The organism is Saccharomonospora halophila 8, assembly GCF_000383775.1.
In the GTDB taxonomy this organism is placed as follows: domain Bacteria; phylum Actinomycetota; class Actinomycetes; order Mycobacteriales; family Pseudonocardiaceae; genus Saccharomonospora; species Saccharomonospora halophila.
On record NZ_KB912579.1, the window covers coordinates 4,855 to 10,590 of the forward strand.

General features: G+C 70.3%; 5 protein-coding genes and 1 pseudogene. 4 read left to right on the plus strand and 2 right to left on the minus strand.

The genetic code is table 11. The features are described from left to right. The 3 genes from SACHA_RS22870 to SACHA_RS0117605 all read left to right on the plus strand — a co-directional run. A partial coding sequence (locus tag SACHA_RS22870; protein WP_019811889.1) for a DUF2537 domain-containing protein occupies window positions 1–185 on the plus strand: 185 nt, incomplete at its 5' end. A gap of 172 nt (window positions 186–357) precedes the next feature. After that, window positions 358–1,311: an NAD-dependent epimerase/dehydratase family protein gene (locus tag SACHA_RS0117600; protein WP_019811891.1), complete on the plus strand. Its 954-nt coding sequence runs from the start codon at window positions 358–360 to the stop codon at window positions 1,309–1,311. A gap of 4 nt (window positions 1,312–1,315) precedes the next feature. Next, entirely contained in the window at window positions 1,316–3,568 is a 2,253-nt protein-coding gene (locus SACHA_RS0117605) for a glycosyltransferase family 2 protein (protein ID WP_019811893.1), read from the plus strand. On the opposite strand, the gene SACHA_RS0117610 is transcribed toward SACHA_RS0117605, so the two are convergent. After that, window positions 3,495–3,983: a GtrA family protein gene (locus SACHA_RS0117610; RefSeq protein WP_019811895.1), complete on the minus strand. Its 489-nt coding sequence runs from the start codon at window positions 3,981–3,983 to the stop codon at window positions 3,495–3,497. The two genes, SACHA_RS0117605 and SACHA_RS0117610, sit on opposite strands and share 74 nt — an antisense overlap. Window positions 3,984–4,153: 170 nt before the next feature. Between SACHA_RS0117610 and SACHA_RS0117615 the strand changes: the two genes are divergently transcribed. Continuing rightward, window positions 4,154–5,305, plus strand: coding sequence for an NAD-dependent epimerase/dehydratase family protein (locus tag SACHA_RS0117615; protein WP_019811897.1), 1,152 nt, complete (start codon window positions 4,154–4,156; stop codon window positions 5,303–5,305). 186 nt (window positions 5,306–5,491) lie between these two features. Here the strand turns inward: SACHA_RS0117615 and SACHA_RS25745 are convergent. Then, window positions 5,492–5,736: pseudogene (locus SACHA_RS25745) on the minus strand (septation protein SepH); the annotation flags it as partial.

Sequence of the window (5,736 nt, forward strand, 5' to 3'; positions counted from 1 at the left end):
CCCGGGCCCTGGCCGCCGAGACGGCGGCCTGGGTGGTGGTCGCCGCCGCCGCGCTGCTCACCTCCGGGGTGACGCCGTCCCTGTGGCTGGGGCGCCGTATCGCCGTCGTCCGGTGGATCGTGCTCGGCACGGCCGTGGGCCTGGCGCTGGCCTGGCCGGGTGTGCTGCTGGCCGCGTTCGGCTGAACACGCTGCGCTCTACTGAGCACATTGCGCTTTGCTGAGCACATTGCGCTTCACTGAGCACGTTGCGCTGACCAGGTGAAACCCCCGGTCCGTCGGCCGACCCGCACCGCACCACGGGCGCGGACACCGGCCGCCGGGTTGACAGGATCCGGGCGAGGGTACCTTAACCCGCATGTCGTCGCGCACCAATCCGACCGAGGCAACCCCCGCGCACGTCGTGATCACGGGAGGTTGCGGGTTCATCGGCCGTGCGGTCGTCGCGGCCTTCCGGCGTCGTGGCGCCCGGGTGACGGTCGTCGACCGGGAACCGATCGACGTGGCCGACGAGGGCGTCGTGGCCGTCCAGGGCGATCTCGCCGACCCCGAGGTCCGCGAACGTGCGGTCGTCCCCGGCATCGACGGCATCATCCACCTCGCCGCCGTCACATCGGTGCTCAAATCGGTGGAGATGCCCGCCCGGACCTACGCGCAGAACGTCGCGATCACCCACGAACTGCTCGAACTCGCGCGCATGCACGGTGTGGGCCGGTTCGTGTTCGCCTCGACCAACGCGGTGGTGGGCGACGTCGGCACCGCCACCATCTCGGAGGACATGCCGCTGGCGCCGCTGACGCCGTACGGGGCCACCAAGGCCGCGTGCGAGATGCTGATGTCCGGGTACGCGGGCGCCTACGGGGTGACCACGACCGCGCTGCGGTTCACCAACGTGTACGGGCCGGGGATGAGCCACAAGGACAGCTTCGTGCCCCGGTTGATGCGGGCCGCGCTCGCCGGTGAGGGCGTCACGGTCTACGGCGACGGGCGGCAGTCGCGGGACCTGGTCTTCCTGGACGACGTGGTGCGCGGGATCGAACGGGCCTGGGACTCCGGGCACGTCGGCCGGGCCGTCGTCGGGGCCGGGCGCTCGGTCTCGGTGCTGGAACTGATCGAGACGGTCCGCGAGGTGACGGGCAGCGCCATCCCGGTCGAGCACGTGCCGGCCCCCGGCGGGGAGATGCCCGCGGTGGTGGTCGACCTCGCCCGCAGTGCGGAGACGATCGGCTACCGGCCCGCGCACAGCCTGCGCGACGGGCTGGCCGCCACCTGGCAGTACTTCCTCGACCACGACAGGCAGAAAGTCTTCTGAGTAAGTGACCGGGTTCCTCCGTCGGCACTGGCTGCTGGGCGTTCTGCTGGCCGGTGGCGTCACGCTGCGGGTACTGGTGTGGCTGGCGTATCAGCCCGCCCTGCTCTACATCGACACGTTCCGCTACCTGAACAACGTCGACGCGCTCCGGCCGCACGACCTCAACCCGGTCGGCTACGCGGCCGTGCTGAAGGTGCTGTTCGAGTTCGGCGGCTTCTCGTTCGTCGCGGCCGTCCAGCACCTGCTCGGGGTGCTGCTCGCGGTCGCGTTGTACGCGCTGACCCTGCGCTACACCAGCCGCACCTGGCTCGCCGCGCTCGTGGCGGCCCCCGTGCTGCTCGACGCGTACCAGCTCCAGATCGAAGAAATGATCATGTCCGAGGTCTGGTTCCAGGCGCTGCTCGTGGGCGCGTTGTGGGCGCTCGCGGGCCGGGGGGAGCCGACCTGGTGGCGCGCGGGGCTGGCCGGGATGCTGATCGCGCTGTCCGTGCTCACCCGCACCATCGGCATCACCATGCTCGTCCCGATGGCCGTGTACCTGGTGCTGGCGGGAGGAGCCTGGCGCGGTCGTGCGGGCTGGAAGCGGATCGGCGTGCGGCTGGCGGGCGGGGCCGCGGGCGTCCTCGCGGTGCTGCTGCCGTACGCCGCGTACTTCCACGCCGTCTCCGGGGAGTGGGGGCTCTCCGGCGCCACCGGCAACGTGCTCTACGGACGCACCGCGACCGTGGCCGACTGCGCGCAGTTGCCGCCGGACGACCCGGCGTTGCAGATCTTCTGCCCGGACACGCCCCTCGACGACCGGCGGGCGATCGACTACTACACCCACTACGTCTACGGCGACCCGGACTGGCCGGAGCAGGAACTCCCACCCGGTCGGACCAAGGAGGAGCTGGCCAACGAGTTCGCGACGGAGGTCATCACCAACCAGCCGATCGCGTTCACCGCGTCGGTGCTGGGTGACTTCGTCAAAAACTTCGACCCGATCAAGCGCACGCACGCCAAGGACGTCCCCGCCGAGCGGTGGCAGTTCCAGGTCACCTACCCGTACTACAACCTCGGCCCGGAAACGCTCGAACGGTACAACGCCACCGTGTACGAGCGGGACGGCATCGTGCCGCACGCCGACACCGACCTCAGCGGCTTCCTGCGCGCCTACCAGCTGAACGGGGGCTACACCTGGGGGCCCGCGCTGGCGGTGGCGTCGCTGCTCGGCATCCTCGCCACGGTCGGCGTCGGCAGGGCACGGCGTTCGGGACTGCGGTCGGCCGCCTTCCTGGCCACCGGCAGCGGACTGCTCATGCTGTTGGGCTCGGCGGCGTTCGAGTTCTCCTGGCGTTACCAGATACCCGCGTTGGTGTTGCTTCCCCTGGGAGGTGCGCTCGGCCTCGCCGCGCTCCTCGGGAGGCGGCCCGAGAAACCCGGCGTGGCCGGAGGACGGAGACCGACCATGGACGACTACCCCGACGCCGTCGACGCCGAGGCGGTGGCCGAGTTCCGGACCCGCTACGGCGACCGGCCGCTGACGCCCCTCGTCGTGGTGATCGCGGCGTACAACGAGGCCAGGGGCATCGCCGGGGTGGTGCGGGACATGCCGACCGCCTGCGGCGACCTGCCGGTGTCCACGCTGGTCGTGGTGGACGGCGCCACCGACGACACGGCGCACGAGGCCCGGGAGGCGGGCGCGTACGTGTGCGTCGCCGGCCGCAACCGGGGCCAGGGCGCCGCCCTGCGGCTGGGCTACCACCTCGCCCACGAGTGCGGCGCGGACTACATCGTCACCACCGACGCCGACGGGCAGTACGACAACCACGAGATGCCCATGCTGGTCAAGCCGCTGCTGGACGACACGGCCGACTTCGTCACCGGATCCCGCAGGCTCGGCAGCTACCAGCACGACAGCGCGATCCGCTGGCTCGGGGTGCGGGTGTTCTCCTGGATCGCCTCGGTGCTCACCCTGCGCCGGATCACCGACACCTCGTTCGGGTTCCGCGCGATGCGCGCCGACCTGGCGACCTCGGTGACCCTGCGCGAACCGCAGTACCAGTCCTCCGAGCTCCTGCTGGGAGCGCTGGCGCGGGGGGCGCGGCTGCTGGAGGTGCCGATGACCATGCGCCTGCGCAGCAACGGGGCCAGCAAGAAGGGGCGCAGCATCCCCTACGGGGCGAACTACGCGCGGGTGATGCTCACGACGTGGATCCGCGAGTTCGTGCTGCGTCGCGGAACACGAACCGGTCGAGCAGAGCGAACTTCAGCATGAAGACCAACGCGTAGCTGCCGAGGAAGACGACGTCGAGCACGACGACGCGCCAGAACCCGGACAGCGCCAGTGGTTCGATGAGGTGGCCGGTGAGCGTGGTCAGGCCCACCGCGGTGAGGCCGGTCGCGGCGATGACGGCGACGTAGGGGAGCAGTTCCCGCCGCATCGCCGGGGTCCCGGACCGCCCCCACGCCCACCGGCGGGCGAGGAGGAAGTTCGGCACCGCACCCGCGAGGAACGCCAGGGCGCTGGTCAGGGCGGGGGTCGCGCCCCACACGGACAGCCCGATGAAGGTGAGTTGACTGACCCCGGTGGCCAGTGCGGAACTCGTTCCCGCGCGCAGGAACCGGGCCCCGAGGCCAGGCCGGCCGAACTCGGCTCGCGGAGGCTCCGCCGCGGCGGTCGCGGTACGCACGCCACCATTGTGCACACCCGCCCGCCGGTCGTGCCGTGCGCGTTGCGTATCCTCCGGGCGGGTTGATCCGTGTGCCCGGGTGGTAGACGGTGGACGAACCGTGTTTCAGTGAGTGCGGTTGCTGGGGGAACCCGGCGCTGGAAGAGAAAGACGATGGAGGCAGTCGAGTCGTGCGAGTCCTCGTTCTCGGTGGTGACGGATATCTGGGGTGGCCGACCGCCCTCCACCTCTCCGACAGTGGGCATGAAATCGCTGTCGTCGACAACTTCGCGCGCAGGGGGTACGACACGGAGCTGGGCTCGCAGAGCCTGGTCCCGATCGAGGACCTCGACGTCCGCGTCGCGGCGTGGCAGGAGGTCTCCGGACGGGAGATCACGTCCTACGTCGGCGACCTGCTCGACGCCGAGTTCGTCTACTCGGTCGTCCGGGAGTTCCGCCCGGACACGATCGTCCACTTCGCCGAGCAGCGCGCGGCGCCGTACTCGATGATCGACCGCGAGCACGCCGTCTACACGCACCACAACAACGTGATCGGCAACCTCAACGTCATGTACGCCATCGCCGAGATCGACCCGGAGATCCACCTGGTCAAGCTCGGCACCATGGGCGAGTACGGCACCCCGAACATCGACATCGAGGAGGGGTGGATCGAGATCGAGCACAACGGTCGTTCCGACCGGATGCTCTACCCGAAGAAGCCGGGCTCGTTCTACCACCTGACGAAGGTGCACGATTCGCACAACATCGAGTTCGGGTGCCGCATCTGGGGGATGCGCGCGACCGATCTGAACCAGGGTGTGGTCTACGGCCAGACGACCGACCAGACCACACGCGACCCGCGCCTGGCGACCCGGCTCGACTACGACTCCGTGTTCGGCACCGTGCTCAACCGCTTCATCATCCAGGCCGTGCTGGGTCAGCCGCTGACCGTCTACGGCAAGGGCGGTCAGACCCGCGGGATGTTGGACATCCGGGACACGGTCGAGTGCCTGCGGCTGGCGGTGGAGAACCCCGCCGACCGGGGTGAGTTCCGCGTGTTCAACCAGATGACCGAGAGTTACTCGGTCAAGCAGGTGGCCGAGCTGGTGGCGGAGACCTTCCCCGGCCCGGTGCAGATCGACTACCTGGAGAACCCGCGCTGGGAGCTCGAGGAGCACTACTACAACGTCAAGCACACCGGTCTGGTCGACCTCGGCCTGAAGCCGCACCTGCTCTCCGACACGCTCATCGAGTCCCTCTTCCCGATCGTGGAGGAGAACAAGCACCGCGTGGACAACGACCTGATGTTCCCCAAGGTGAAGTGGGCCAGCGCGAAGAACTGACCCGACCCACCCACCCGGGTCGTGCCGTGAGGGGCACATTCGCTGCGTCGAGCGCGGTGGATGTGCCCCTCACGGCGTTCCGCGCAGGGAAGGTGCCCCGCACGGCGACCTGTCGCCGGTGGAACGTGTTCAAGCCCTCCCCGTGGCCGGTGCCGGGGGAGGGGCTTTCCGGGAGAACGGCGCGGGTCAGCCGCGCTGGCTGCGCACGCCCAGCAGGACGTCCTCCCAGGCGGGGACCGCCGGGTGGGTGCTCTTCCTGCGGGACTTGCTCCGGCCGGTGGCCGGGTGGCCCGCCTGCTCGGGGACCAGCTGTTCGTCGGGGGAACTCTCGCCGGGCGGTGCCGCGGGCACGTCGGCCCCCGCCCCGCCGTCGTCCTCCGGAGTCGGCGCGGACGGCGTGGGCAGTGGGGCCTCGATCACCGTGGCGCCGT